The 22,416-nt window shown below is 61.2% G+C and carries 31 protein-coding genes; 17 read left to right on the top strand and 14 right to left on the bottom strand.

The window, feature by feature from the left end; translation table 11 throughout:
* Window positions 1–220: 220 nt before the first annotated feature.
* The 6 genes from ACV22Z_RS10355 to ACV22Z_RS10330 form a co-directional block, all read right to left on the bottom strand.
* Complete coding sequence (locus tag ACV22Z_RS10355; RefSeq protein WP_448076201.1) at window positions 221–604, bottom strand: winged helix-turn-helix domain-containing protein; 384 nt, start codon at window positions 602–604, stop codon at window positions 221–223.
* Window positions 604–1,167 (bottom strand): hypothetical protein, encoded by a 564-nt coding sequence (locus ACV22Z_RS10350; protein ID WP_448076200.1) that lies wholly within the window; start codon window positions 1,165–1,167, stop codon window positions 604–606. The genes ACV22Z_RS10355 and ACV22Z_RS10350 overlap by 1 nt, the downstream gene beginning before the upstream one ends.
* Entirely contained in the window at window positions 1,164–2,264 is a 1,101-nt protein-coding gene (locus ACV22Z_RS10345; RefSeq protein ID WP_448076199.1) for a helix-turn-helix domain-containing protein, read from the bottom strand. The genes ACV22Z_RS10350 and ACV22Z_RS10345 overlap by 4 nt, the downstream gene beginning before the upstream one ends.
* Window positions 2,261–3,115, bottom strand: coding sequence for a ParB/RepB/Spo0J family partition protein (locus tag ACV22Z_RS10340; protein ID WP_448076198.1), 855 nt, complete (start codon window positions 3,113–3,115; stop codon window positions 2,261–2,263). Before ACV22Z_RS10340 ends, ACV22Z_RS10345 begins: the two co-directional genes overlap by 4 nt.
* A gap of 10 nt (window positions 3,116–3,125) precedes the next feature.
* Complete coding sequence (locus tag ACV22Z_RS10335) at window positions 3,126–3,299, bottom strand: hypothetical protein (RefSeq protein ID WP_448076197.1); 174 nt, start codon at window positions 3,297–3,299, stop codon at window positions 3,126–3,128.
* Between the two features lie 81 nt (window positions 3,300–3,380).
* Window positions 3,381–3,680: a DNA-binding protein gene (locus tag ACV22Z_RS10330; protein WP_448076196.1), complete on the bottom strand. Its 300-nt coding sequence runs from the start codon at window positions 3,678–3,680 to the stop codon at window positions 3,381–3,383.
* Window positions 3,681–3,823: 143 nt separating this feature from the next.
* Between ACV22Z_RS10330 and ACV22Z_RS10325 the strand changes: the two genes are divergently transcribed.
* A complete protein-coding gene (locus ACV22Z_RS10325) occupies window positions 3,824–4,042 on the top strand; it encodes a hypothetical protein (RefSeq protein ID WP_448076195.1) in 219 nt (72 codons plus the stop codon).
* Window positions 4,043–4,146: 104 nt separating this feature from the next.
* Window positions 4,147–4,629 (top strand): hypothetical protein, encoded by a 483-nt coding sequence (locus tag ACV22Z_RS10320; RefSeq protein ID WP_448076194.1) that lies wholly within the window; start codon window positions 4,147–4,149, stop codon window positions 4,627–4,629.
* A 138-nt stretch (window positions 4,630–4,767) separates the two neighbouring features.
* On the opposite strand, the gene ACV22Z_RS10315 is transcribed toward ACV22Z_RS10320, so the two are convergent.
* Window positions 4,768–5,004: a YdaS family helix-turn-helix protein gene (locus ACV22Z_RS10315; protein ID WP_448076193.1), complete on the bottom strand. Its 237-nt coding sequence runs from the start codon at window positions 5,002–5,004 to the stop codon at window positions 4,768–4,770.
* Between the two features lie 70 nt (window positions 5,005–5,074).
* On the opposite strand from ACV22Z_RS10315, the gene ACV22Z_RS10310 reads away from it, so the two are divergent.
* The 4 genes from ACV22Z_RS10310 (at window position 5,075) to ACV22Z_RS10295 (ending at window position 8,667) form a co-directional block, all read left to right on the top strand.
* Window positions 5,075–5,548 (top strand): hypothetical protein, encoded by a 474-nt coding sequence (locus ACV22Z_RS10310; RefSeq protein WP_448076192.1) that lies wholly within the window; start codon window positions 5,075–5,077, stop codon window positions 5,546–5,548.
* 590 nt (window positions 5,549–6,138) lie between these two features.
* On the top strand, window positions 6,139–6,879 hold the full coding sequence (locus ACV22Z_RS10305; protein ID WP_448076191.1) for a HipA family kinase: 741 nt from the start codon (window positions 6,139–6,141) through the stop codon (window positions 6,877–6,879).
* On the top strand, window positions 6,876–7,712 hold the full coding sequence (locus tag ACV22Z_RS10300) for a DUF3037 domain-containing protein (protein WP_448076190.1): 837 nt from the start codon (window positions 6,876–6,878) through the stop codon (window positions 7,710–7,712). The genes ACV22Z_RS10305 and ACV22Z_RS10300 overlap by 4 nt, the downstream gene beginning before the upstream one ends.
* 586 nt (window positions 7,713–8,298) lie before the next feature.
* Window positions 8,299–8,667: a hypothetical protein gene (locus ACV22Z_RS10295; RefSeq protein ID WP_448076189.1), complete on the top strand. Its 369-nt coding sequence runs from the start codon at window positions 8,299–8,301 to the stop codon at window positions 8,665–8,667.
* 812 nt (window positions 8,668–9,479) lie between these two features.
* On the opposite strand, the gene ACV22Z_RS10290 is transcribed toward ACV22Z_RS10295, so the two are convergent.
* Complete coding sequence (locus ACV22Z_RS10290) at window positions 9,480–9,662, bottom strand: hypothetical protein (RefSeq protein ID WP_448076188.1); 183 nt, start codon at window positions 9,660–9,662, stop codon at window positions 9,480–9,482.
* A 1,060-nt stretch (window positions 9,663–10,722) separates the two neighbouring features.
* Between ACV22Z_RS10290 and ACV22Z_RS10285 the strand changes: the two genes are divergently transcribed.
* Window positions 10,723–11,016: a hypothetical protein gene (locus ACV22Z_RS10285; RefSeq protein WP_448076187.1), complete on the top strand. Its 294-nt coding sequence runs from the start codon at window positions 10,723–10,725 to the stop codon at window positions 11,014–11,016.
* Between the two features lie 433 nt (window positions 11,017–11,449).
* Here the strand turns inward: ACV22Z_RS10285 and ACV22Z_RS10280 are convergent, their stop codons facing one another.
* Window positions 11,450–11,803: a hypothetical protein gene (locus ACV22Z_RS10280; RefSeq protein WP_448076186.1), complete on the bottom strand. Its 354-nt coding sequence runs from the start codon at window positions 11,801–11,803 to the stop codon at window positions 11,450–11,452.
* A gap of 169 nt (window positions 11,804–11,972) precedes the next feature.
* On the opposite strand from ACV22Z_RS10280, the gene ACV22Z_RS10275 reads away from it, so the two are divergent.
* The 6 genes from ACV22Z_RS10275 to ACV22Z_RS10250 are packed head-to-tail and all read left to right on the top strand — an operon-like array spanning window position 11,973 to window position 15,357.
* Window positions 11,973–12,686, top strand: coding sequence for an HNH endonuclease (locus ACV22Z_RS10275; protein WP_448076185.1), 714 nt, complete (start codon window positions 11,973–11,975; stop codon window positions 12,684–12,686).
* Window positions 12,683–12,943, top strand: coding sequence for a hypothetical protein (locus tag ACV22Z_RS10270; protein WP_448076184.1), 261 nt, complete (start codon window positions 12,683–12,685; stop codon window positions 12,941–12,943). The genes ACV22Z_RS10275 and ACV22Z_RS10270 overlap by 4 nt, the downstream gene beginning before the upstream one ends.
* Before the next feature lie 3 nt (window positions 12,944–12,946).
* A complete protein-coding gene (locus tag ACV22Z_RS10265) occupies window positions 12,947–13,393 on the top strand; it encodes a DUF6884 domain-containing protein (protein ID WP_448076183.1) in 447 nt (148 codons plus the stop codon).
* A 1-nt stretch (window position 13,394) separates the two neighbouring features.
* Window positions 13,395–14,636 (top strand): hypothetical protein, encoded by a 1,242-nt coding sequence (locus ACV22Z_RS10260; protein ID WP_448076182.1) that lies wholly within the window; start codon window positions 13,395–13,397, stop codon window positions 14,634–14,636.
* Entirely contained in the window at window positions 14,633–15,121 is a 489-nt protein-coding gene (locus tag ACV22Z_RS10255; protein ID WP_448076181.1) for a DUF1643 domain-containing protein, read from the top strand. Before ACV22Z_RS10260 ends, ACV22Z_RS10255 begins: the two co-directional genes overlap by 4 nt.
* On the top strand, window positions 15,118–15,357 hold the full coding sequence (locus ACV22Z_RS10250) for a hypothetical protein (protein ID WP_448076180.1): 240 nt from the start codon (window positions 15,118–15,120) through the stop codon (window positions 15,355–15,357). The genes ACV22Z_RS10255 and ACV22Z_RS10250 overlap by 4 nt, the downstream gene beginning before the upstream one ends.
* Before the next feature lie 345 nt (window positions 15,358–15,702).
* On the opposite strand, the gene ACV22Z_RS10245 is transcribed toward ACV22Z_RS10250, so the two are convergent.
* Both ACV22Z_RS10245 and ACV22Z_RS10240 read right to left on the bottom strand, forming a co-directional pair.
* Window positions 15,703–16,224 (bottom strand): hypothetical protein, encoded by a 522-nt coding sequence (locus tag ACV22Z_RS10245; RefSeq protein ID WP_448076179.1) that lies wholly within the window; start codon window positions 16,222–16,224, stop codon window positions 15,703–15,705.
* A 21-nt stretch (window positions 16,225–16,245) separates the two neighbouring features.
* Complete coding sequence (locus ACV22Z_RS10240; protein ID WP_448076178.1) at window positions 16,246–16,455, bottom strand: hypothetical protein; 210 nt, start codon at window positions 16,453–16,455, stop codon at window positions 16,246–16,248.
* A gap of 36 nt (window positions 16,456–16,491) precedes the next feature.
* Here ACV22Z_RS10240 and ACV22Z_RS10235 point away from each other — a divergent pair, with 36 nt between their 5' ends.
* The 4 genes from ACV22Z_RS10235 (at window position 16,492) to ACV22Z_RS10220 (ending at window position 19,819) form a co-directional block, all read left to right on the top strand.
* Entirely contained in the window at window positions 16,492–16,827 is a 336-nt protein-coding gene (locus tag ACV22Z_RS10235) for a helix-turn-helix domain-containing protein (protein ID WP_448076177.1), read from the top strand.
* A complete protein-coding gene (locus tag ACV22Z_RS10230; RefSeq protein ID WP_448076388.1) occupies window positions 16,737–17,747 on the top strand; it encodes a tyrosine-type recombinase/integrase in 1,011 nt (336 codons plus the stop codon). Before ACV22Z_RS10235 ends, ACV22Z_RS10230 begins: the two co-directional genes overlap by 91 nt.
* Before the next feature lie 111 nt (window positions 17,748–17,858).
* Window positions 17,859–18,896, top strand: coding sequence for a CAF17-like 4Fe-4S cluster assembly/insertion protein YgfZ (ygfZ, locus tag ACV22Z_RS10225; protein WP_448076176.1), 1,038 nt, complete (start codon window positions 17,859–17,861; stop codon window positions 18,894–18,896).
* Window positions 18,897–18,973: 77 nt separating this feature from the next.
* Complete coding sequence (locus ACV22Z_RS10220; protein WP_448076175.1) at window positions 18,974–19,819, top strand: NRDE family protein; 846 nt, start codon at window positions 18,974–18,976, stop codon at window positions 19,817–19,819.
* Window positions 19,820–19,853: 34 nt separating this feature from the next.
* Here ACV22Z_RS10220 and ACV22Z_RS10215 read toward each other — a convergent pair whose 3' ends face one another.
* The 3 genes from ACV22Z_RS10215 to ACV22Z_RS10205 all read right to left on the bottom strand — a co-directional run bounded on the left by ACV22Z_RS10215 (window position 19,854) and on the right by ACV22Z_RS10205 (window position 22,350).
* Window positions 19,854–20,294, bottom strand: a complete 441-nt coding sequence (locus ACV22Z_RS10215; protein WP_448076174.1) for a GNAT family N-acetyltransferase — start codon at window positions 20,292–20,294, stop codon at window positions 19,854–19,856.
* A gap of 34 nt (window positions 20,295–20,328) precedes the next feature.
* The gene (locus tag ACV22Z_RS10210; RefSeq protein WP_448076387.1) at window positions 20,329–21,288 is read right to left on the bottom strand and encodes an alpha/beta hydrolase; all 960 of its coding nucleotides are present in this window, start codon (window positions 21,286–21,288) and stop codon (window positions 20,329–20,331) included.
* 63 nt (window positions 21,289–21,351) lie between these two features.
* On the bottom strand, window positions 21,352–22,350 hold the full coding sequence (locus tag ACV22Z_RS10205; RefSeq protein WP_448076173.1) for an NADP-dependent oxidoreductase: 999 nt from the start codon (window positions 22,348–22,350) through the stop codon (window positions 21,352–21,354).
* Window positions 22,351–22,416 lie beyond the last annotated feature (66 nt).

Below are 22,416 nucleotides of genomic sequence, written 5' to 3'. Positions count from 1 at the left end.
CGCACACCACACGCCCCGGTCGCCACTGCGATAACGTACGGCAACGACCTCTCGCTAGCGGCCAATACGCGGCGCCGGATCGCAGCGCCGTCGACAGGATCGATGCCGCGATTCATGCGCGGATGAGCGCAAAGCTGGGACGCGCCCGGTTGAGCGATGAGCGGCCTGCGTGGGTCTGTTGTCATGTTCGCGCCGTAGTAACGGCAGTCAACGCACAGCTTCATGCCGCCACCCTGCCCACATCGATCATGGCGCGGATCGCCTTGCTAACCGACGCGATCGCCGCTCCTGCTTGCTCCTGATATGCGATCTGCGCCGCCACCTTTTCCTGATGTTTCTGCCATCTGCCGGAAAGCGCCCAGTCGTCGGTTCCCTCGAACGACTTTCCGGTGTATGTCAGCGGGGTAATGACGCATCCTTTCAGGATCCTCTTCGTTCCCGCAGCAAGGTAGCCGCGCGAGATCAGGCGCCGAATGATTTCCCGCGTCGATCCGCCTGAACTGAGCTTGAGCGTACGAGTGACCTCGCCAGCGTGGATACCTGGCTGCGTCTGAACGCATTCGATGATCTTTCGCGACAGCGGCCCCATCTTCCCTTCTGCCATCAGAATTCCTCCGTTTGCCAGCCGCCGCCAGCCTTCTTCGGGTTTGCTTTCACAGCGATGAAACGGATCGGATACTGATCCGCTGCGACCTTGATCTTCACGCGCGCGTCGTCTTGCCAGTACCCCTTGACCTCATGGGCTTCGAGCCGTCCGTCGGACAACATCACGGCGAAATCCGGGGTGTAGAACGTGTTGTCGGCTAACCGGAACTTGATGCCCTCGAACCGATACCAGACGATCTCGCCTGCCTGCCTGCGCGCTTCCAGGTGCGTGGCGTATCGCTTCTCGGTCTGGTTCATCTCGCCGGTCTTCAGTCGGCCGAGCGCCTGCATGCGCGTCTTGGCGTCGACCTGGCGGTACGCCGGCGTCAGCACCGGCGGCGCATCGATTCCGTCGCCGATGTCGTCGAAGCCGGCGTCGACCTGTGGGCGGTTTCCCGTCTTTTCGAATATCCCGCGTTGGGCCGCCGTCATCTTGTGCCGCGAGTCCTCGCGCACGTGCGCCGTGCCAACCGTCTTCGTGCCGGATTCGACTCGCATCGGCCACGGTGTCCGCTTCGTCATTCCGCCTCCGGCTGCGCGACCTGGTCACGCGGAATGTCGTTGAAGAACGCGTACAGGGCTTCGTAGCGCTCTTCGCTCTCGCGACTTACGGTGCGCAGCATGTCTTCCATCCATTCGCCCGGCCCGGCCGCCTTGAACACGCGCGCCTTGTATTGCTCGAACACTTGGTTCGGCTTTTCCTCGACGCCGAGCTGCTTGCCGCGCTCGCGGATGCCCGGCGCCGTCTTCCACCAGTCGGGCGAAATCGGCTGCGCCCCACCTGCTGCGTCGGCCGCCTCAGCCTTGACCGGAAATAGGCCAGTCCAGCCGCGCAGCACCGCTTCATCGATGCATGCCACCGGATCGTGGCCGAGGTCTCGCAGCTTGGTCAGACGGCGAACAGACACCTTGGCTGCCGGACGCGTCCACGGCGCTGCCTTGTCGCGGGCCTTCGCTTCACGGTGTTCGCACCAATCAGCCCATGCGTCTGCCGGCAGCCAGTCGGGCAGTTCGATCGATCGCAGTTCGTCATTCAACGCAACTCGCGGCGCACGCCGCGCGTTTTGCTGTTCTCCGTTCTTCTCATGTACTTCTACTGCTTTATTGCCCTCCAAATTTCGACCCTCTTGAGACGAAATTTCATCCCCCTTGACGTGGGATTTGGAGGGGCTTGAGGTGGAATTTCGAGCCGCTTGAGATTTCGAGCCGCTTGAAATCTCACCCCCCTTAATGCGTCGAGATTTGGAGGGGCTTTGCTTTTCACCCCGCTTCGCATATTCCTCAAGCGTCGGCGGGCTGAGAGAGATCGTTTCACCTGAACGCTGATCTACCGCCTGAACGATGACCGCCCCGGCCGGCGCGAGGATCTGATAGACAACGATGCTGCGAGTCTCTCCAAGTCGACGCTCCGTCTCGACGAGGAAGCCGAGTTCAATCAACTTGGTTCGCGCCTTACGGATCGTCTGGATATTTAGCTCCGTGTCGATCAGCAGTTCGTCGTTCGTGACCCACGTGGAATAGTCCTCGGCCGCCCAGTGCGCATAGGTCTTCAGCAAAGTTTTGGCAGACGAGTCGCCGACGTGTTGGCGCTTAGCCCATTGATATGCGTACCCGCTCATGCCGCCTCGTCGATCGACATCTGGCGCGAATCGACATCCGCTGTCGCCTGCGTGGCATCTTCAAGCCCCAACACCCACCGCAGCGCGTCAGCACGCTCGCCTGCCGCCTTCTCAAGCTCGGCGGCAATCTGCTTGCGGGTGCGCATGCGCGGGGCTGCGTTGCCGGTCAGCGCGGCTTTCTGTGCGCGCGACCGTTCATGCCCTTGCTTGCCTTCGCCGGCCGCAATGACCTCTTTCACCTTTGCACGTTGCTCGGCCGGCTCAAGCTTCGCCAATGTTCGAGCATGCGTGACCTTGATCTGGCCAGCGTCGACGGCCTTCTGAACGTCCTCGCAACAGTCAAGCAAGGCAACTGTGGCACGCACAACCTGAACGCTGCAGCCGAACAGAATCGCCACGTCATCCTCGGATCGCATGCGCAGCTGGCGCGCCATCTTCGCGGCCATCGAAAGCGGTGTCTCCTGCTGCCGAATTGCGTTCTCGCTGGCCATTGCGGCCGACAATACCGACGCCCGTTCGTCTTTCGCGAGTCGACGGACAATCCCGGGCACCGTGACCGGGGGCTCGCCACGATCGATCAGTCGGCGGTTAGCCTCTCGGGCTGCTTTCACACGTTGTCGACCGGTGACAGCCTGCACCTCACCGGTTTCCGGATCCTTCGTTACCTCGATCGGCTGGATCACACCGTGGAACATGATGTTGCGGACCATGTTCTCGTCGACCGGCCAGTGAACGCGCTCGTCAAAGAGCGGATGACTCGGATTGGTTACGAGCACCAGAGTGTCCGGATCGAAGTCGAGCGCGTTGCCCTTACCTTTCGCTCCGTAGACATCGATGGAATTCTTTGCCATTCGTGGATCCTCAGTGGCCGCACGGCACGGAGCCGTCGAGAGATTCGGTCGCCCCGCACGACAAGCACTTGCGCGGGTACGTCGGGTGTTGGCTGGCGTCGCGCACGATGCGCTTCACCTGTTCGGAAATGGCCGGCGCCTGATTCGGTGTACCGGTCTGTCGATTGTCTTGTGTGAGCTCCATAGATTCATTCCTGTAGGAGTACTAATTCCAGACAGAAGCGCTCTCTGTCGAAAACGCTTTTGACGGGATCCCGTCGCTACATCACCACCGGCCGCCGCACTCCCCGAAGCCCTCCCGCGCACAATGGCAATTCACGCCAACCTTGCTCATCGTCGACAGCCCGTCCAGGTACTCACGTGACACAACGCGCAGCTCAAGCGCATTCATTCCGGCGTCGATTTTGTTGATCGGAACGCCGAGGTTCCCCGAAAGGAATCGACTCACCTGCGAGTCGTCCCACCCGAGCGCATCGGCGACCTGCCCGCGGCTGCGCGGATCGCTCAGCGCTTCCCGGAAAGCACGCTCAATGCTCGGCTTCCGGATGACCTCAATCGTGCTCATAGCAACTCAACTCCGTTCAAAACTGATTGAATGACCTTGAAGGTCGATTTTTCTAAACTGCGTACATCACAACTGGATGCGAACCACCGCTATGCGAGAATTGAAGCTCCTTACTTCCTCAACCACCACAAAACGGGGTTCGCATGACCATGAATTTCGATTCCCATCGGGTCGACGTCTCATGCCCGAAGTGCAACAAGAAGATCTCGGAGACGCTCGGACGGCTGAAGCGAGATCCGACACTCACCTGTCCGTCCTGCAAATCGGAAATCCGGATCGACGCGAGCCAGTTCCGCGACACCGAGCGGGCCATCAACAAGCAGCTGGACGACCTCAAGAGGTCGTTCGGAAAACTGCGCTAGTTCCGAGAGAGCCGCACTCAGCGCGCTGGCATCCGCAACCAAACGAAGTGCCGGCGCGCTCACGCAACCTCCTTCTGTTGAACCTTCTTCATATTGAAATTGCCATGAAACTCGACCGCGAATATCAAAAGGAAGTCTTGACAGCACTTGCTGAGATTTATCCTTGTCTGGGGCATGCAGAACGTGTTGGTGACGTGACCGAGGAAACGCGTGCGGCAAACCTCTATTACTTGGCGGAGCACGGGCTAATCACTGATTCCGCGAGTACCAATCTCAATAATTCCGTTCACTACCAACCGGCTCGCATCACGAAAGACGGGATGGACTTCCTTGCAGAGGATGGTGGCCTCTCTGCGATCCTCGGCGTCGTCACGATCAAGCTGCACGAGGACACAATCAAGTCGCTCATCGAAACGAAGATCATGGAATCCGACCTGCCTGCTGACGATAAGCCTCGATTCGTTGATGCGCTTCGATCGCTGCCAGCCGACGCCACAAAACACCTAACGATGAAACTACTGGACTTGGCGCTGTCTCACGCGCCGGGCGCACTTCACGCAGTACAAACGGCACTTCACATCGGCTAGCGATGGAGCCGGCCAGGCGCTCGAATCTCCCCCAACCAACCTCCGGGCCTAGCTCGACCCAGAATTCGGATACCTCGGTGGACGACTCTATGACGACATATCCGTTGGCGAACACAACGGCGTCGAACGGAAGATCCATCATGCAACCTCCTTCTGTTGAGCGAGCTCCGGCCAGATCTCTTGCCAGTCGTCGGGGCGAAGGTCGCGACGAGTAACGGCTCCGACCGTGGCACGCTCAATGGCGACACACTTGTCGATAGCGATAGGTCGCCGTCCAGTAAGCCACTGATAAATGAGGCCCTGGCTAACACCCAGCAGACCGGCAAATGCGGCTTGGGTAAGCTTCTGTTCGGTCAGGTAGGCAGATAGGTTCATGGCTCAAATGTAGCAACGCTACATTTAAAAAGCAAGCCATGCTACACCGTTTCTTGAATAGCATCGCTATATGTACATCTGGTCAGTTGAGCAGGAAGGCGAGGAACTAGGAAAGCGGTTCGCTGAAATCGACCGCGCCGGCTTTGCGCGTCTACACAACATCAGCGGCGGTGCGTCGATGATCTATCAGCACATCACGGCGAGGCGTCCAATGAGCATTAAAGCTGCCGTCGAGTATGCGGCTGCCTTTAACTGCCCCCTAGAGGAAATTAGCCCGCGGATCGCACTGGAGGTTGCTGAGGCTGCGCGATTTTTAGGGTCGAGCGGCCTGGTGCCGCCAGCCAAGCATGAAACCCCAAAACGCGACGCGTCCTGGCTAGAGACACTGAGTCCGAGCGCACGGCGACTTGCTGGCGAGATTGCGACGGCCGATAAAAGGGCCGTATCGTCTGCTTCGTTTGACGCGATCGCAGCCCTAGTCAAGTCGATTCCAGGGGCTGCGGGACCAAATGACCCGTTTGACGTTGAAGCCCCATCCCCTTGATTGGCGTTAGGTTCCAATCGTACATAAGCGCGTGTGTCTGCTGCCTAACTAGGCCAGACACCACGCCGCGAGCGACAACCCCGGCGCCCTGAATCTCGGTCAGCCAGTCATGGGGGCCATCGCCACATCGCCCTACCACACGCACCAGCAACCCGATCCGCTCCGGCACCCCGCACTTCGTCACGATCGCCAAATCCCCCGGCCTGCACCGCAGCCCGCTCGCCCTCGTTTCTCCCTTCACTTCAGCCCCGTCCTTTTCTCAAAATACTGGATGGATGTACAGTAGTTTAGCCCCAGATTCGAGAAGCTTTCAACCAGTCTCAGTGGATGCTGAATTTGAAAGCATGGCGCGGCACGCGCCGCTATAATCGATCAGCCCCGTTCCGGCCCTCTGCGGCCAACGCTGGCTCTAAACCACGACCAAGAGACCACAAAATGAAAAAGATCGTCACAGCCGTGCTCTGCGTAGCCCTCGTGGCCCCTACATTTGCACTTGCAAGTGGCGGCCACTATGCCGGCGGCCATGGGTCGTCGCACAAAGGTGGCCATTACAAGAATGCTCGTACTGGTGATCGCTATCAGAAGCGGCGATGATCAACGGCCAAGTGGTCCGCATTCGCGAGATCCTTCACCGTTCCGTCCAAGGCCGTACTTTTCCGTTCTACTGCCGCGGCGAAGATGACCGCCTGTACTACGTGAAGGGCGCCGGGGCTGGACGGAAGAGTCTCATCGCCGAGTGGCTTGCCAACAGTATGGCGCTGCATTTTGGCCTTCCAATTGCGGAATTTCGTATCGTGGATGTGCCCGAAGAGCTGGGATACCTTGGCATCCAGGACTTCCCCGAATTGGGGGCGGGATATGCTTTCGGCTCGGTAGCTCGAGAGAACGTAGTTGAGCTGCCGTTCACGCATGTTGCACGCGTACCAGATACCATTCGACGCGATGTGGCTGTGTTTGACTGGTGGGTTCGGAACGACGATCGAACTTTGACCCCACGCGGCGGAAACGTGAACCTTCTCTGGGACTTGGTTCAACAAGAGCTCGTCGTCATAGACTACAATCTAGCGTTCGACAACACGTTCGACGCGGCCCAGTTCCTCCAGGGGCACGTGTTCTCTGGCGACTGGAATCTCGTCTACCAAGACTTCTTGGCGAGGCCAGATTATGAGGGCCGGATGCGAGAAGCGCTCCGCCACTTCGACGACGCCTGCGACAAAATGCCTGACGAATGGCTTGAGGCGGCACCTGGTGTACCGGCACTCTTGCAACCGGACGAGGTCAAACAGGTGTTGGAGAGAATAGATTCACCTGACTTTTGGAATCGACCATGAAACACGCATGCAGGTATGCGTTGATTCGCTTCATGCCATATGCGGAAACCGGCGAATTCGCTAATGTCGGGGTAGTCTTGATGAGCCCGACTGCGCGCTACTACGGGTATAAGCTTCTGGACCGCGTTGGTCGAATCACTGCATTTTTCGATGAGCTTGACGCGAGCGTATATCGCCGTGCGCGCGATACGTACCGCGAGGAGTTGGCTCGCGTCGGAGAAATGATTGAACGCGCCTTCATTGGTGCCGTGAACGGCCCGAGTGCCGATTTTGCGAATTTCGCCTTCGAGGAACTGGTAAAACCGCGCCAGGCAATCATTTATGCTGACGCACCGCGAGCGGCAATGATTGACGACCCGGCGGATGCATTGAGCAAATTCTTTGAGCACTATGTAGGCCGCTCTTTTGTGACCCCAGCCTATCAAGAGCGGCAGGTCGAGCAACGCATCCGCAACATCTTGAAGGCGGCAGACCTCCAAAAGCTGTATCAGGCGCGCGTGCTCGGCACTGACTATCAAGCGCGGTTGCCGTTTGTCCGTGTCGACAAGAACGGAGTCGCGACTCGCTTGATCAAGCCCCTGGATCTGGGTCGGAATGACCCGACTCGCGTATTCGATCACGGGTGGGAATGGCTTGGAAAGATTAGGAAGCTCACACACGATCGACAACTTAGAGGCAAGGCACTTTTCGCGGTGCGCGCCCCCGAAGACAACTTTGGCGCGAGCTCAGCCGCATTTGCGGAGGTTAAGCAGGAGTTTGAGCGAGTTTCCAATATAGTTGTTGCCGAGGAACACGAACAAGAGAAGATTCTCGCGTTCGCCACTGACGACTAACCTTCCCGTCCAAGCATTCATGCCCCGCCCCGAGCGGGGCTTTTCATTTCTGATGCTGCTCGAATCCCTCCCTCCAGAGCGTCGCACCCACTGACGTCAACGATGCTCTCGTCGCAGCTTAAACGGCACTGGCCTCCGACAGACAGCCGCCAAGCTAGCGAACGCCTCTTCTAGGTCGACTGCTGCCTAGCCCTCTACGTCCACCGCCCGAAGATCGTGATCACGTCGTATGGCTCCATGGTCTGCTCTTGGCGAAAGATTCATTACGTTTACCTGTCTTTATGCTTTCATCGCCATATAATTAATGACCCGGATTTCCGCAGTTCGCTAATGGCGAAGCGCTGGAATCGGGGACTCGGGGTTACGGGGTGCGACCGTACGGTTTCCGCCGTCGCGTCTCATTGGCAAAGCCCGTGCTAACAACAATTAACATTGTCAATGTCGAACTATGAGACTTAGATCACTTCCCATCATCGCCTCAATCATCCTCGCGGGGTGCGCTCCAATGCAGCAACAGAGCACCGCGCGATCGTCTCTACCTCCAGTTCCCACCCCAGTCTGTAAGTCACAGAAGCAATGTGAAGCCATGTGGATTGAGGCTCAAGACGCGATCCAGCGCGTGACGTTTATGAAAGTGCGCTACGTCGCCAGCGACCGAATGGAAACTTACAATCCACTGAGAATTGGCAACCTAGGTGGTTCGGTTTCGAAAATGCCAATTGACGGAGACTCGTATGAGATCCGGGCAGACCTCTGGTGCCAACGAGGCGTGCCCTGCGATGGATTGATTGAATCGGGCAAAAATCTGTTCAACTCTCGAGTCACCAATGCTGGGGCGCGGTTTGAACCGCTGCCCGTAGTCGAGGAAACCTCGACGCAGGAAGAACAGAAGCCGCAGAAGGCGCCGCCGAAGAACACAAAAACCAAAAAACAGGCGAGACCCTCGCAGCAATGACCCGCGACGGCGCTGCATGAAGCCGACTGAGCGAGCAATAGCGACAAATGGGCTCACTCGACGCCCCACACATGTTAAGGAAATCAGCCCGCCCCGAGCGGGCTTTTTTTTGCGCCGCGCCCCTTTGCTCATGCTGCAATCCCGGGAAAAAGAAGCAATGCTATTGCGAAGCACATGTAGCGATGCTATATTCAACTCCAACGCAGCACAGACCGCTGCGCCACCGCCCAGGCGGATCGCTCTCTAACAATCGAAGGCAAGCCGGGACCGCGCAAGCGGAGCAACCGGCCGGCGTGATCTGCGTCGTGAATCAGAACGGACGCTGCGGAAGACCGTGGCGGTGTGCAAGACCCGAGTGAACCTGATGCAAGACAGCCCGCAACACGTGTCCGATGGCGTGGTAATCGGCACAAACCTCGCGCGCCCCGGAGCCGGCCTAGCTGGGAGTAGCCGGGCGCGCGAGTGAAGCAGCGATGATCGATGCGCTTTCTATGAGAGTGCATCGGCGATCGTCAGCCCTGAGCGGGAACGCCTGAAGTTGGCGCCGCGACTATAAACAGCCCGTATGGGGTTTCCTTTGTGAGACGAGGCGTTCCCGCTCAGCACTGATGGCCGATGCGCGCATAGTGCAGGCGCATCGGCAGATTTACTACAGGAGATTGGTATGGAAGAACGAAAGCTCGAATTTCTCAACGAGGACGATGTGGCTAATTTCGTGACAGAAATTATTCGTCATCAGCAGCATCAGGGAAGCCTCGATGAGTTCATCAAGAGAGCGGTCCACAGTGCTTTCGAGATGGACCGCGTACTCGCTACTTCTCGCCGCCTTCGTACATCGACTTAAGGCCCGCATAGAGAACGGACAGGTAATCGATCGCGTGCTTCGCTTGCTCGGCTTCGGTCTCGGCGGAGTACCCGCTCGGGACACTTACAGACTTACTTGCGACAAGCTGCAACAGTAGTTCATGGGCTTTATCGCGGCTTTCTTCTGCCATGGGTGGTTCCTTGTAACGGTTGTTAATGGATGCCGTCTCTCAGTCCGGCACATCCATTATCGCAAGGAACCATCCACCAATCCGGCTCAATGGTGTAGCCGAGAAACGGGGTAGCGCCCGACACCGCGCAGCTTTCATGAGATGGGGCCTTGCTGATACAGACGTGGTCTCGCCGCGGCGAGGAAGCCAGAGGACGCCGGAATTGGTCACGACGCTGAATAGCGGTTCGCGAGATAGCCGGAGAACGGACCGAAAGGGAAAGCGAAGCCGGAATTTACAGCACCGGCCCCATCCCATGAAAGCTGATTCGGACCGCGCTGATCGGATGGCATTACCAAGGTAGCGCCCTTCCTTGAACGCAGTCAGGAATCAGAAAAATGCCCGCTCCCTTTCGGGAGCGGGGACCTACTTAGCTAAAAAAGAACATGAGCAGAGCGAGTATTGCGTGCAACTGCTTGTAGCTCAGTTTCAGCTTGATTGTCAGCTCGAACATGGCAAAAGCCCTGTTTTTGCTGGCAGGCCTGCCAACTGGTTAGGGTTGGCATTTATATAGCGCCATGCCGGGCGCTTTACGAGTTGCTTCCTAGGATCGCTCCTCGCTCTGACTGAGACAATGGCTCTAAGGAGTTCGTCTCATCCAGTCGGCGTGGCGTTCTTCGGGTAGTTGCTTATGAAGCTGCGCTTTTTAACGTGGGCGCGATCCACGTTCACAAGCCACGCCCTCCGTCGGCTTTACCTTAAGCGGCTGAGCGGCCGCAGCCGGGTTTCTCAGGCCCGGTGCACAAAGCATATCAGAGCAGTCTCTTTCCTTCTATGCCCCCAGCTTTCGCGGGCAAACATCGAAGAATTGTGGTTAAGAAGGCAGTCGCACCTCCTTTCAGTCTTCAAGAGCGCGCACTCGGTCGCGAATCCTCCGCATCCATCAACCCAGCGCAGCAGCACCCTGCCGAGTGCGCACCCTTGAGAGTTTCGACAGCGTTGATCGGACGGCATTGATCGCCAGTGCCGTTTGTTGAGCATTGTCTTTTATTCGCATTCCTTATCACGTGAGGAAAAACACATGGCAATCGCCACCAAGGAACGGATCTACGACGAGCAGATCTCGCCGCTCATGACGCAGATTATCGCAATCTGCAAGGAACACAAGATTCCGATTCTCGCGTCGTTCTTCACGCCCGGCGACGACGATCCCGAACTCGCGGTAACGACCGCACTGCTCGGCAATGGCTTTGAAGCACCGAAGAACTTCGGCAATGCACTGCGCGAACTCCGCCCTGAGCTTTTCGACAGGGCGCCCCTGATGCTTCGCGCCGAGCACGGCGACGGCGGCACGACGATGACCGCCATCCTCTGAGTGAGCGATAGCCGGGCAGGTCGAAAGGACGGGCGGCAATGCAGCACGGCCGCCCGGTTCTCTGCGCATAAGGCACGCACTGACAAGACCAAACAACTATTTCGAGGGGCCAATGAACAGCCTACAGCCTGTATTTCCGCAAAACAGACGATCTCTTGCAACACGTGTGCCGAGCGATAACGCCCTGCTCGCCTCTTGCGATCAGGTTCATGGGTATGTCGTGAAGGGAAGCGCCGTCGCCGCCGCATGCGGCCTCTCTATCGGCTGTGTCTGGTTCCTCTGTGTTGCCTACCGTGCGGGGGTGCTCACATGGCCTTGGTGAGAGTCTGGTTCGGCGCGGCCGTTGCCACAGCTGCCTATCTGTTGATGTGCGCTGAAATGGACAACACGGCCGCGCATACCACATCACCGACCACGCAGGGCTCTAAGCACTTCAGCGACGGTTCAAGTGCGGTAGCTCGCAAGGCGATACCACAAACGTCGTGCCGTTATTGTCTTGCTTAAACGCAAATCCGAAACAGAAATCGTCTTCGGTCGGCACCCAGAATACCACCGGATCGTGACGGAAATCCCCCTCCCAGCCGTGATCTGCAGCAGCGCCTTTTGCGCTTGCCCAGGCTAACAGGAAATCGTCCACGGATATGTGGTCTTCTAGGTCTTGTAAGTCATTACCTGCCAACCTCACTTTTGCGTCGTCGGCCGCGATTTTGACTATCGTCTCTTCAACTGTCTGCACGTTCTGCCAGCCAAAATCAACAGGTGGCAGTTCGTAGGTAAACCAGCGCATAAAAATCCTCGTATTGATGTTTGATTTTGTTCAGCGCTCTCACGCCTTACGAGAAATCGTAGCACGTTCACCCTCCCCCAAGCCGCGCGAACTCCGTTGCCTCGGATGCGTGGCTTTCTCTTGTGGGCGGCTTGTATAGCGCCCGCTCTTTTTCTGATTTGAGGATGCGATGACCAAGCGCAAACCCGGATCGAACACGCCCCCGAAGGTTTTCTGGACGCCCGAGCAGATCGAGATACTTCGCCGGCGCTATCCGAATGAACGCGCGGAAGTGTTGGCGGAATTTTTCGGCTGCAAGGTGCTCCGGGTGTACTCAAAGGCCGCAGAGCTCGGCCTGAAAAAGACACCTGAATTTTTCGCGAGCGCCGAGTCGGGTCGCGCCGGGCACGACGATCGCGGCGTCGCTGGGCGATTCGTGAAGGGAATGGAGTCCTGGAACAAGGGCGTCAAAGGCTCAACCGGGAAGCATCCGAACTGCCGCCGCACTCAGTTCAAGAAAGGCGAGATGAGCGGTGCGGCCCAACACAACTACGTGCCGCTCGGGACTGAAAAGGTGGTCGACGGCTACCTGCGCCGCAAGATTACCGACGACCCGACCATTGTGCCCGTGCGACGCTGGGAATCCGTCCATCGTCTGGTCTGGATCGAGGCGAACGGTCCGATCCCTAAGGGCTATGTCGTCTGTTTCCTGCCCGGCCGATTCTCGGTCGAGATCGAGAAGATCACGATCGACGCGCTCGAGCTCGTGCACCGCGCGGAACTCGCGCGTCGCAATCACTGGACCAACAACGATCCTGAAATTGCGAGCTTGTATCAGCTCAAAGGCGCCATCACGCGCCAGGTCAACCGAATCGCCCGCGAGGCCGAGGAGAAGCAATCATGAGCAACAACATCACCACGGTGCGTCAGCACCTTCTCGACACGCTTGCCGACCTGCGCAATCGCAATGAGCCGATGGACATCGACCGCGCGCGGGCTGTCGCCGACGTGGCACGCGTCCTGGTCGATAGCGCCAAGGTTGAAGTCGACTTCATCAAGGCGTCCGGCGCGACGCGATCCGACTTCATGCAGCCGGAAAACGCCGAAGGCTCACTGCCGCCCGGAATCACTGGCATCACGCGCCACCGCGTGGTCGGGTAACGCATGAGCGCACTTGTTCTCATGGCGTGCAGCGCGGCCAAGGGCGCGCATGCTGCACCCGCCTTCGACCTGTATCGAGGCGTGATGTACCAGACGTTCCGCGCCAATGCCGGCGACACACCGCCCGCGGTGGTGATCCTGTCGGCTGAACACGGCTTTATAGACCCGCGCCTGTTGCTCTCGCCCTACGACCGCCGTATGGACCGGGCGCGCAGCAACGAAATGATCGACGACCTGGCGCGCTTCGATCGCGTTGCGTGGCCAGCGGCTGACGAGATTCTGCTTGCCGGCGGCCAGCTGTACCGGCACGTCATGCTTGCGGCGATCGCGCGACGTGGCGCCTGTGGCTCGATCCCGCTTGACGTGCACATAAGCGAGACCGCGGGCGGTATCGGGTATCAGCGATCACAACTTGGCGCTTGGCTGCGCCGTAATGCACCGGGGAACTGACATGACCACCAACGAAAAGAGCCCCGCTCCCGTACAGGCGAGCGAGGCAATCCAACAGCGGACCGAGGCTAAACGAGCCGCCGAAGGCATTGTTGCCCCCGACGCGGCCGGAAACAATCGGACGAGTCTGAAAGTGTGCGCGGGCGTGAGCCGCGCTGATGCGCTGACAGATGAGCTTCGCTTCGTGCTGAGCGAATCCCTCGCATGCATTGACGACCCCACCAACTATCTGTATCCCGCTGCGCTGAAAGCGAAGCTACGTTCCCTCCTCGCCACATCCCCTGTCGAGCAGCCCGCAGCAGCGCCGATCAACGGCTTGATCGGGCCGCCGCTTCGCGACGATCAGCGTCAGCGCGCGCAGTCGCTGTATCGCAGCCTGCCTCACGAATGGGATTCCGGCGACACGCTCATCACGAAGATCAGCGCTGACGCCTATACCAACGGCGTGCACGACGGGAAGATTCTCGCCGAAGAACCTGCCGCACCCGCGCCGGCGGACGAGCGGGCGGCGTTCCGTGAAGCACTCACGCTCGCCGGTCGAGGGGAAGGCGAATCGTCCGCCGAGCTTGCGACCATCTGGTCGGCCGCAGTCTCGTTCGCCGAGCAACGCGCCGCATCTGCCAATGAGACGGGGGCGGAAGGGGCGATCGTAGGCGCGTGGGTGGCCGATGATGATCGGGCCATCACTGCTGCGCAAAAGCAGCGCGCATTGGACGAAGGTGGCGCGACTGCTTCGGCGGTGCGCCCGTACGCGATCCCGTGCTATCTCGGCAAATCGCCCGCTATGGCGGCGGAAGCGGCGAAATCCGTCGCGACCGTTCGCGTCAAGCACGGCGGCTACGCGATGGAACTGAGCACGCATGTCGCCTATGCGCTGCCCGAAGGCATGCACGAACTCTACGCCGCCCCGCAGCCGCCCGCGCGCCGAGGTGACGGACGCCGAAAATGCGCTGCGTCGGCTAGCCTAGAGTCCCACGTCGCCGGCTTGGGCACGCTCAACCGCGTACACGCGCGCAGCTTGAATGGCCTCATCGCAGTTGCCAAATTTCTGCGGGAGCTTGTGCCTCATCGCCTGCACGAACGTATGCGCGCGATCACTCTTGCGCTCGAACAAGACCAAAGGCTCCCATACCCCCGGAGCACACTCAAACGCCGTGCAATGCACGATATATTCGCCTTCCTCGATAACGATGCAACTCGTCATAGCAAGCTCCGCCGTCCCCTTTTGGGAATCGTAGCATGAGCGCAATCATCAGTCCCTGCTGCGGCTACCGATACCGCCTCGAACGCGAGGTTGCGCCGACCGGCTTCGTCGTCGCCTTCTTCGGCGTGAACCCGTCGCGCGCTGACGCCAGCGTCCGCGACCAGACCGACCTGAAATGGACAGGCTTTGCGCACCGCTGGGGCGCACGCAAATACATCGCTGGCAACCCATTCGCCTGGCGCTCGCCGAACGTGCACGACCTGGTCGCGGTCGTCGACCCAATCGGGCCCGAGAATGATGAGCACCTCGCGCGGATCATCACGGACGCCGACCTGCTCGTCCCATGCTGGGGCGACTGCTACAAGCTGCCGAAGAGCATGCGGCCGCGACTCGACGTCATCGCCGACATGCTGTTCGCGTCCGGCAAGCCTGTGAAGGTGTTCGGCCTGACGTCGAAAGGCGATCCCAAGCACCCGCTGATGCTCGGATACGACACCCGCCTCATTAAATGGAACCCGAAATGACCAAATACGTAACGCTCGACGCCCTGATCCTCAATTCAATCGACGACGTACCGAAGCGCTTCAACGCGATCGAGACCGGCGACGTTCGCGCAGAAAGCGTGCGGCTCGCCAAAGAAGAAACCTCGCCGCGAACGAGAGGCGCCCCCGTAGCGTGGCGAATCGTCGATCGCCGCCTGCAGGCACTGCGCAAGGCCGGGAAGATCCGCTCGATGTCGACGGGGTGGGTTCGAATGTGAAAACGGGGGCGAGTCGCCCCCGCCGCGAATCATGTTATCCGCGAGTCTTAGTTGTCGACTTCTTAAGCGGAGCTTGAGCTAGTGCGCTTGCGGCGGTCTGTTTTGCCTTGGTGCCAGTACTCTTGCTTTTCAGTTGCTGGCTTGCGGTTGTTGCAACCTTCTTCGACGTCTGCTTCGAATTCATCGCCATGATTAACCCCGTAAGTGGTCGCCAACGTTGGCATCACGATGCTAACACGCCATACGCAATATCCATGTTGACAATTACGCCACGTCGACGCGATCGGCGAATAGAACCTCCGCACCCCTGCTTGCGAGGGAGAGTAAGAGTCCCGACTCGCATCGTCATGCAGAAGATGATGCAACGCCGTCCATCAGATCAAGAAATCGGCACCAGAATTCATATGCACCGCAAAGGACTTCTTTAACCGGAACCGTTGTTCCTTTGTGATCGACAGAAATCATCCATTCAAGCGCAGGTTGTTCGGCGACAAAGTCGAACACGAGAGCCGCGAGAGTTTGAACGTACGGATCATAATGCTTACTGATACGCGCGTGCTTTCCTGCAGTCGCGAGCTGCCGGCAGAAATGTATGTGCAGACTAGCTCGAAAGTACTCGTCCAAGAATTGATCATTCACGACGCAACCTCCGCAAGCAGCCGATATGCGCGCGCGTTGTTCGTCAGTGATCGACGATTTCACCCAGTCCGAAATCTGCCAGGCGGTAATAGCCGCGTTCAAAACGGTGTCGGCCTTACGATGGTTGTCAAGGCGCCCGATGGTGGGAAGTGATTTGATCTCGCGGTCCAGCTTCGCAAGCATGTCACGCGGGGTGTCATACCAGAATGTGTTGTTCTGTTGCGGCATATCCCCACCGTAGCAAATTCTTCAGGCGTATCGGCTCAGCCACTCTTCCGAAAACTTCTTCGCATACTCGACGGCTTCGGCTTCCGTGCCGAATTCGCCGAGCTTCCGGAACGCAGCCTCCCGGCTGAAACCAATTTTCGTTACCTCGACCTGGGCGGCGTACTTGCCGTCCTCCGTCACGCGCGGCTCGCAGTTCATCTCGTAGCCACGCATCACAAACACTTTCTTCATTGGTTCAACGCTATTTTGAGACGGAGGGATCGTAGCATGACGACCATCCCGGCAGATCGCGCGCTCAGTCTGAAAGAGGCCGCCGAGCTGCTCGGCCTCTCCTATTCCACCGTGTACGCGCACAAGAAAGAACTTGGTTTTTTCCAGATCGGCTCCCAGTGGCGCATCTGGCCCGAAAAACTCAAATTTTCGACCGAGTACAATCCGAGCCGACCGGCGCGGACGGAAAGTAGGAGCAAAACATGGCAATCCGAAAGCGCAAAGGCTCGGACGTCTGGCACATCGACATCCGCACGCCAAGCGGCGGCCGAGTTAGACAATCTACTGGCACGACCAACCGAAAGGAGGCTCAGGAGTATCACGACAAGCTGAAGCACGACCTGTGGCGCGTCGCCAAAATGGGCGAGCGACCGTCCTATACATGGGACGAGGCCGCAGTCCGGGTGCTTAAGGAAAGCGCACATCTTGCGGACAGCACGAACCGTGCAATCCACATCCGGCACTTTCGGCAATTTTTCGCCGGCCGAACACTGGACTCGATCACCCGCGACGAGATCTTTGACGCGCTGCCGGAGTGGGATCAGCGGAGCAAGGTGCCGCGCCCGGTATCGCGCGCGACAAAGAACAAATACCTCGCGACCATGCGAATCCTGCTCAAGCTTGCCGCGGATAAATGGGAATGGATCGACCGTGCGCCGCGGCTGGAAGATCTGAAGGTGGCCAACAAGCGCATCAGGTGGATCACGAAGGAAGAGGCTCGGCGGCTGATCACCGCCATCCGTACGGACTGGCTTCGGGACGTGGCGATCCTCGGTTTTGCAACCGGACTGCGGCGGGCAAACCTGCTGAATCTTGAATGGTCGCAGGTCGATCTGGTGAATCGCCGCGCATGGATCCATCCGGACCAGGCAAAGGCGCGCAAACCGATCGGCGTCCCGCTGAACGACGACGCCGTGGCCGCGATCCGACGCTGGATTGGCAGGCATCAGACTCGCGTCTTTTTGCGAAACGGAAAGCCGATTGAAGGATGGTGCAGCGCGCAATGGGATCGGCAGTGTGCCCGCGCCGGGATCGAGAACTTTCGATTCCATGATGTGCGGCACACTTGGGCAAGCTGGCACGTTCAGGCTGGCACGCCACTGAATCGACTGATGGAGCTTGGAGGCTGGGCGAAGTACGAGCACGTATTGCGGTATGCTCACTTAGCACCTGACCACCTTTCCGAGCACGCAAAGGCGGTCACACTTTGGGCACAACTTGATGTCGTCGCGCCGGAAACCCTTGCTGCCTAAGGCCCAATACGGACCTTATTCCAGTAGGGACATGCGGAACGAGACTCTGGTAAGACCCATATAATACTTGTTCGCCTACGCCAAAGTCAGGATTGACTGTTCCCTCATTCCATGAGCACTCCGTTCGCTTCAACAGCCGCCCAGGCCGCCGCGCCCGCCTCGCTCCCCGTATTCCCCCGCCCGTCCGCCGCCGATTTCGACGCGCCGGGCGTGTACATGCCGCTTCCGCAGTTCGGCGTGATCGACGTGGCCGGCGACGACGCCGCGACGTTCCTGCACAGCCAGCTCACCAACGACATCGAGCACCTCGACCCCGCGAGCGCACGGCTCGCAGGCTACTGTTCGCCGAAGGGGCGCCTGCTCGCGTCGTTCCTCGCGTGGCGCGCGGGCCACGGCGTTCGGCTGCTGGTCTCGAAGGACGTGCAGGCCGCCGCGCAGAAACGGCTGTCGATGTTCGTGCTGCGCGCGAAAGCGAAGCTGTCGGACGCCAGCGACGCACTCGTCGCGGTCGGCTTCGCAGGCGACGTGCGCGGCGCGCTGTCGGGCATCTTCGACGCGCTGCCGGACGGCGTGCACGTGAAGGTCGACGGCCCCGCCGGCACGCTGATCCGCATGCCCGACGCAGCCGGCAAGCGGCGCTACCTGTGGATCGGCACGCGCGCCGACGTCGACGCGCGCCTCGCCGCGCTCGACGGCAAGCTGCCCGCCGCGTCGCCGGCCGTGTGGGACTGGCTCGACATCCGCGCGGGCGAACCGCGCATCACGCAGCCGGCCGTCGAGCAGTTCGTGCCGCAGATGGTGAACTTCGACGTGGTCGGCGCCGTGAACTTCCGCAAGGGGTGCTATCCCGGCCAGGAAGTGGTCGCGCGCAGCCATTACCGCGGTACGATCAAGCGCCGCACCGCGCTCGCGCACGTCGCGGGCGACACCGATACGGTCCGCGCGGGCGTCGAGCTGTTCCACAGCGACGACCCGGGCCAGCCGTGCGGCATGATCGTCAACGCGGCAGCCGCGCCGGCGGGCGGTGTCGACGCGCTCGTCGAGATCAAGCTCGCCGCGCTCGACAGCGGCAGCGTGCATCTCGGCGCAGCCGACGGCCCGACGCTCGCGTTCGAGCCGCTGCCTTACGCATGGCCGACGGAAGTGTGACCGGCCATCTTATCCGTTCGCGTGCCGGCCCGCGCTTTGCGGCCGGCGCCTGAAGTTTCCTGCGAGAGATTCGCCCGATGTGTCTGATTGCCTTCGACTGGCAGCCTGATGCCGCCGCCGGTCCTGTCTTCACCCTGACTGCCAACCGCGACGAGTTCTTCCGCCGCACGAGCGCACCGCTCTCGTGGTGGGAAGAAGCGCCCGGCGTATTGGCCGGCCGCGACCTCGAGGCCGGCGGCACATGGCTCGGCGTGACGCGTGACGGCCGTTTCGCCGCGCTCACGAACTACCGCGCGCCGTTCGACATCCGCGCGGGCGCGCCGACCCGCGGCAAGCTCGTGTCCGATTATCTCGGCGGGCAGCCGGTCGCGCCGCTCGACTACCTGAAGCGGCTCGCCGAGCATGCGGCGGTGTACAACGGCTTCAACCTGCTCGTCGGCGACTGGAAGCGGCGCGAACTCGCGTGGTTCTGCAACCGCGCGGCCGAGGGCGAGAGCGGCGTCGCCGCGCCCGCGCTGATCCCGGCCGGCGTGCACGCGCTGTCGAACGCGCGGCTCGACACGCCCTGGCCGAAAGTGGTGCGCAAGCGCGCCGAACTCGGCACGCTGCTGACCAACGACCCCGCGCCGCCGCTCGACGACCTGATCGCGCTGATGCGCGATCCGCACATCGCCGAAGACAACGCGCTGCCGCACACGGGCATCCCGCTCGAGCGCGAACGTGCGCTGTCCGCCGCGTTCATCGAGACGCCCGAATACGGCACGCGCGGCACGACCGCGCTGCGGGTCACGATGAAGGAAGGCGTGCGGCTGACGGTCGAAATCAAGGAGCGCTGCGACGACGACGGCTCGCACCGCATCGTTCGTCCCGGCGCGTTCGAGCGCGCGATCACGTTCGACATCGACGCGACGCAGGCACGCTGACGCGTGACTGCCGCACGTCTGACGCGCCGCCCGCTCACGGCGCGCGCGTCATCTCGACGTGCGGGATGCCGGCCTCGACGAATCGCTCGCCGACCGCCGTGAAACCGTGCCGCACGTAGAACGGCACGGCCGCTTCCTGTGCATAGAGCCGCACAAGCGGATCGCCGCGCCGCCGCGCCTCGTCCAGCAGCCCGAGCAGCACGCCCGACCCGGCGCCCTGCCCGCGCGCATCCGCCAGCACCGCGACACGGCCGATCGTGCCCGTCGGCAACAGCCGCCCGGTCGCCACCGCGCGGCGCGCGCCGGTTGCGGCATCGATCCGGTATGCGACCGCATGGCGCGACAACGGATCGTCGTCGTCGAGTTCCATGTCCGCCGGAATGCGCTGCTCGCGCACGAACACCGCGTCACGAATGCGCGCGGCGTCGCCGCCCAGCGTCGCCCAGTCGCCCGTTTCCACCACGCAGTCCGCCATGTGCGCCCTCCGCGCGGCCGTGTCGCCGCGCCCGTCAAATGTTGTCGAATGCCGCCCGCAGCGCCGCGACCGCATCCGCGTGCGCAGTCCGCACCTCGGGCACGTAGCCGCCCATCTTGAAAAACTCGTGAATCATCCCCGGGTAGCAGGCCAGCGTGGCCGGGACGCCCGCTGCGCGCAGCTTGTCCGCATAGGCGGCGCCTTCGTCGCTGAGCGGATCGTACTCGGCAGTCGCGATCCATGCCGGCGCGACACCCGCGAACGACGGCGCGCCGCGCGTCCCGTCGAGCGGCGCGAAACGCCAGTCGTCGCGGTCCGACGGATCGCGCAGGTATTGCGAAAAGAACCACTGGATCGTGTCTTGCGACAGCAGGAAACCGTTCGCGAGCCGCGCATGCGATTCGGTCCGCTGGTGGCCGGTCGCGCCCGGATAGATCAGCAACTGCAGCGCGAGCCGGATGCCCGCGTCGCGCGCGAGTACCGCGCAGACGGTCGCGAGCGTGCCGCCCGCGCTGTCGCCGCCGACCGCGACGCGCGCCGCGTCGACGCCGAACGCGATCGCTTCGCGATGCAGCCAGCGCAACGCATCGTCCGCATCATTCACGGCGGTCGGAAACTTGTGTTCGGGCGCGAGCCGGTAGTCGACCGACAGCACCGCGCACTGCGCGTCGCGCGCGAACATCCGGCACAGCGCGTCGTGCGTGTCGACGCTGCCGACCGTGAAGCCGCCCCCGTGATAGTAGACCAGTGCCGGCAGCGGCTCGGCAAGGCTCGGCTCGACCGGCACATACAGACGCGCGCCGATCGAGCGCCCATCGCGCGTCGGCACGACGCAGTCCTCGACCGAATGCATCGGCGCGGGCGGCACGTCGAGGATCGGCGCGCTCTTCTCATACGCGGCGCGCGCCTGCTGCGGCGTCTGGTGATGGTAGGACGGACGTTTCGCGCGCTCGACCATGTCGAGTATCTGGGCGATCTTCGGATTCAGCGGCATCGGAAAAACAGGCGCCTGCATGGCGCCGCTCACGGACAAGCGTCACATGATGCCACGCCCGCGTCAGACGAGCTGCACGAGCTGCTTGCCGAAGTTGTGGCCCTTCAGCATCCCGAGGAACGCTTCCGGCGCACGCTCGAGCCCGTATGCGATCGATTCGCGGTAGTGCAGCTGCTTCGTCGCGACGAGCTCGGTCAGTTCCGCGAGCGCGGGCGCCCACGCATCCGGATGCTCGAACACGATGAAACCCTGCAGCTTCAGCCGCGAGCGCAGGATCAGCGCGGGGTTCGACAGCGGCGCGCTCACCCCGTCGTAGCCGGCGATCATCCCGCACACGGCGATGCGGCCGAACGCGTTCATCCGCGCCATCGTCGCGTCGAGCACCGCGCCGCCGACGTTCTCGAAGCAGCCGTCGACGCCGTCGGGCGTCGCGGCCGCCAGGTCGTCGGCGAGCCGGCCCGCCTTGTAGTCGACGCACGCGTCGAAGCCGAGCGTATCGACGACGTAGCGGCACTTGTCGGGCCCGCCCGCGATGCCGACCGCACGGCACCCTGCGCGCTTCGCGAGCTGGCCGACGACGCTGCCGACCGCGCCACTCGCCGCGCTGACGACGACGGTCTCGCCCGCGTTCGGCACAATGATCCGGTGCAGCCCGACCCATGCGGTGACGCCCGGCATTCCCGTCACGCCGAGCCACGCCGATAGCGGCACGCGCGACGTGTCGACCTTGCGCAGGCCTTCACCGTTCGATGTGCCGTACTCCTGCCAGCCGAACTGGCCAACGACGGCGTCGCCGATCGCGAAGCCGGGGTGGCGCGACTCGATCACCTCGCCCGCGGTGCCGCCGATCATCACTTCGTTCAGCGGTTGCGGCGGCGCATACGACTTCGCGTCGCTCATGCGGCCGCGCATGTACGGGTCGAGCGACAGGAAATGATTGCGCACGCGCACTTCGCCGTCGGCGAGCAGCGCAAGCGGCGTCTCGACGAGCCGGAAGTTGTCGGCACTCGCCGCGCCCTGCGGGCGAGACACGAGCAGGATCTGACGATTGACGGCATTCATCGCTGCCTCCTTCTGCGTCGCGATCGCGCACGATCGCACGCACAAACGAAAACGGCCCTGCCTGAC

The organism is Burkholderia sp. PU8-34 (genome assembly GCF_053427725.1).
This window is presented reverse-complemented; position numbering and strand designations above follow the sequence as displayed.

Excerpts from the sequence above, each read along its gene's own strand:
- ACV22Z_RS10250 (WP_448076180.1), top strand. The coding sequence starts at position 15,118 with ATGACCAAATACGTAACGCTCGACGCCCTGATCCTCAATTCAATCGAC.
- ACV22Z_RS10245 (WP_448076179.1), bottom strand. The coding sequence starts at position 16,224 with ATGCCGCAACAGAACAACACATTCTGGTATGACACCCCGCGTGACATG.
- ACV22Z_RS10285 (WP_448076187.1), top strand. The coding sequence starts at position 10,723 with ATGGCAATCGCCACCAAGGAACGGATCTACGACGAGCAGATCTCGCCG.
- ACV22Z_RS10210 (WP_448076387.1), bottom strand. The coding sequence starts at position 21,288 with ATGCCGCTGAATCCGAAGATCGCCCAGATACTCGACATGGTCGAGCGC.
- ACV22Z_RS10240 (WP_448076178.1), bottom strand. The coding sequence starts at position 16,455 with ATGAAGAAAGTGTTTGTGATGCGTGGCTACGAGATGAACTGCGAGCCG.
- ACV22Z_RS10215 (WP_448076174.1), bottom strand. The coding sequence starts at position 20,294 with ATGGCGGACTGCGTGGTGGAAACGGGCGACTGGGCGACGCTGGGCGGC.
- ACV22Z_RS10235 (WP_448076177.1), top strand. The coding sequence starts at position 16,492 with ATGACGACCATCCCGGCAGATCGCGCGCTCAGTCTGAAAGAGGCCGCC.
- ACV22Z_RS10305 (WP_448076191.1), top strand. The coding sequence starts at position 6,139 with ATGATCAACGGCCAAGTGGTCCGCATTCGCGAGATCCTTCACCGTTCC.
- ACV22Z_RS10345 (WP_448076199.1), bottom strand. The coding sequence starts at position 2,264 with ATGAGCGGGTACGCATATCAATGGGCTAAGCGCCAACACGTCGGCGAC.
- ACV22Z_RS10310 (WP_448076192.1), top strand. The coding sequence starts at position 5,075 with ATGTACATCTGGTCAGTTGAGCAGGAAGGCGAGGAACTAGGAAAGCGG.
- ACV22Z_RS10255 (WP_448076181.1), top strand. The coding sequence starts at position 14,633 with ATGAGCGCAATCATCAGTCCCTGCTGCGGCTACCGATACCGCCTCGAA.
- ACV22Z_RS10325 (WP_448076195.1), top strand. The coding sequence starts at position 3,824 with ATGACCATGAATTTCGATTCCCATCGGGTCGACGTCTCATGCCCGAAG.
- ACV22Z_RS10355 (WP_448076201.1), bottom strand. The coding sequence starts at position 604 with ATGGCAGAAGGGAAGATGGGGCCGCTGTCGCGAAAGATCATCGAATGC.
- ACV22Z_RS10335 (WP_448076197.1), bottom strand. The coding sequence starts at position 3,299 with ATGGAGCTCACACAAGACAATCGACAGACCGGTACACCGAATCAGGCG.
- ACV22Z_RS10340 (WP_448076198.1), bottom strand. The coding sequence starts at position 3,115 with ATGGCAAAGAATTCCATCGATGTCTACGGAGCGAAAGGTAAGGGCAAC.
- ACV22Z_RS10275 (WP_448076185.1), top strand. The coding sequence starts at position 11,973 with ATGACCAAGCGCAAACCCGGATCGAACACGCCCCCGAAGGTTTTCTGG.
- ACV22Z_RS10330 (WP_448076196.1), bottom strand. The coding sequence starts at position 3,680 with ATGAGCACGATTGAGGTCATCCGGAAGCCGAGCATTGAGCGTGCTTTC.
- ygfZ (WP_448076176.1), top strand. The coding sequence starts at position 17,859 with ATGAGCACTCCGTTCGCTTCAACAGCCGCCCAGGCCGCCGCGCCCGCC.
- ACV22Z_RS10270 (WP_448076184.1), top strand. The coding sequence starts at position 12,683 with ATGAGCAACAACATCACCACGGTGCGTCAGCACCTTCTCGACACGCTT.
- ACV22Z_RS10315 (WP_448076193.1), bottom strand. The coding sequence starts at position 5,004 with ATGAACCTATCTGCCTACCTGACCGAACAGAAGCTTACCCAAGCCGCA.
- ACV22Z_RS10220 (WP_448076175.1), top strand. The coding sequence starts at position 18,974 with ATGTGTCTGATTGCCTTCGACTGGCAGCCTGATGCCGCCGCCGGTCCT.
- ACV22Z_RS10260 (WP_448076182.1), top strand. The coding sequence starts at position 13,395 with ATGACCACCAACGAAAAGAGCCCCGCTCCCGTACAGGCGAGCGAGGCA.
- ACV22Z_RS10295 (WP_448076189.1), top strand. The coding sequence starts at position 8,299 with ATGTGGATTGAGGCTCAAGACGCGATCCAGCGCGTGACGTTTATGAAA.
- ACV22Z_RS10350 (WP_448076200.1), bottom strand. The coding sequence starts at position 1,167 with ATGACGAAGCGGACACCGTGGCCGATGCGAGTCGAATCCGGCACGAAG.
- ACV22Z_RS10320 (WP_448076194.1), top strand. The coding sequence starts at position 4,147 with ATGAAACTCGACCGCGAATATCAAAAGGAAGTCTTGACAGCACTTGCT.
- ACV22Z_RS10280 (WP_448076186.1), bottom strand. The coding sequence starts at position 11,803 with ATGCGCTGGTTTACCTACGAACTGCCACCTGTTGATTTTGGCTGGCAG.
- ACV22Z_RS10265 (WP_448076183.1), top strand. The coding sequence starts at position 12,947 with ATGAGCGCACTTGTTCTCATGGCGTGCAGCGCGGCCAAGGGCGCGCAT.
- ACV22Z_RS10205 (WP_448076173.1), bottom strand. The coding sequence starts at position 22,350 with ATGAATGCCGTCAATCGTCAGATCCTGCTCGTGTCTCGCCCGCAGGGC.
- ACV22Z_RS10290 (WP_448076188.1), bottom strand. The coding sequence starts at position 9,662 with ATGGCAGAAGAAAGCCGCGATAAAGCCCATGAACTACTGTTGCAGCTT.
- ACV22Z_RS10300 (WP_448076190.1), top strand. The coding sequence starts at position 6,876 with ATGAAACACGCATGCAGGTATGCGTTGATTCGCTTCATGCCATATGCG.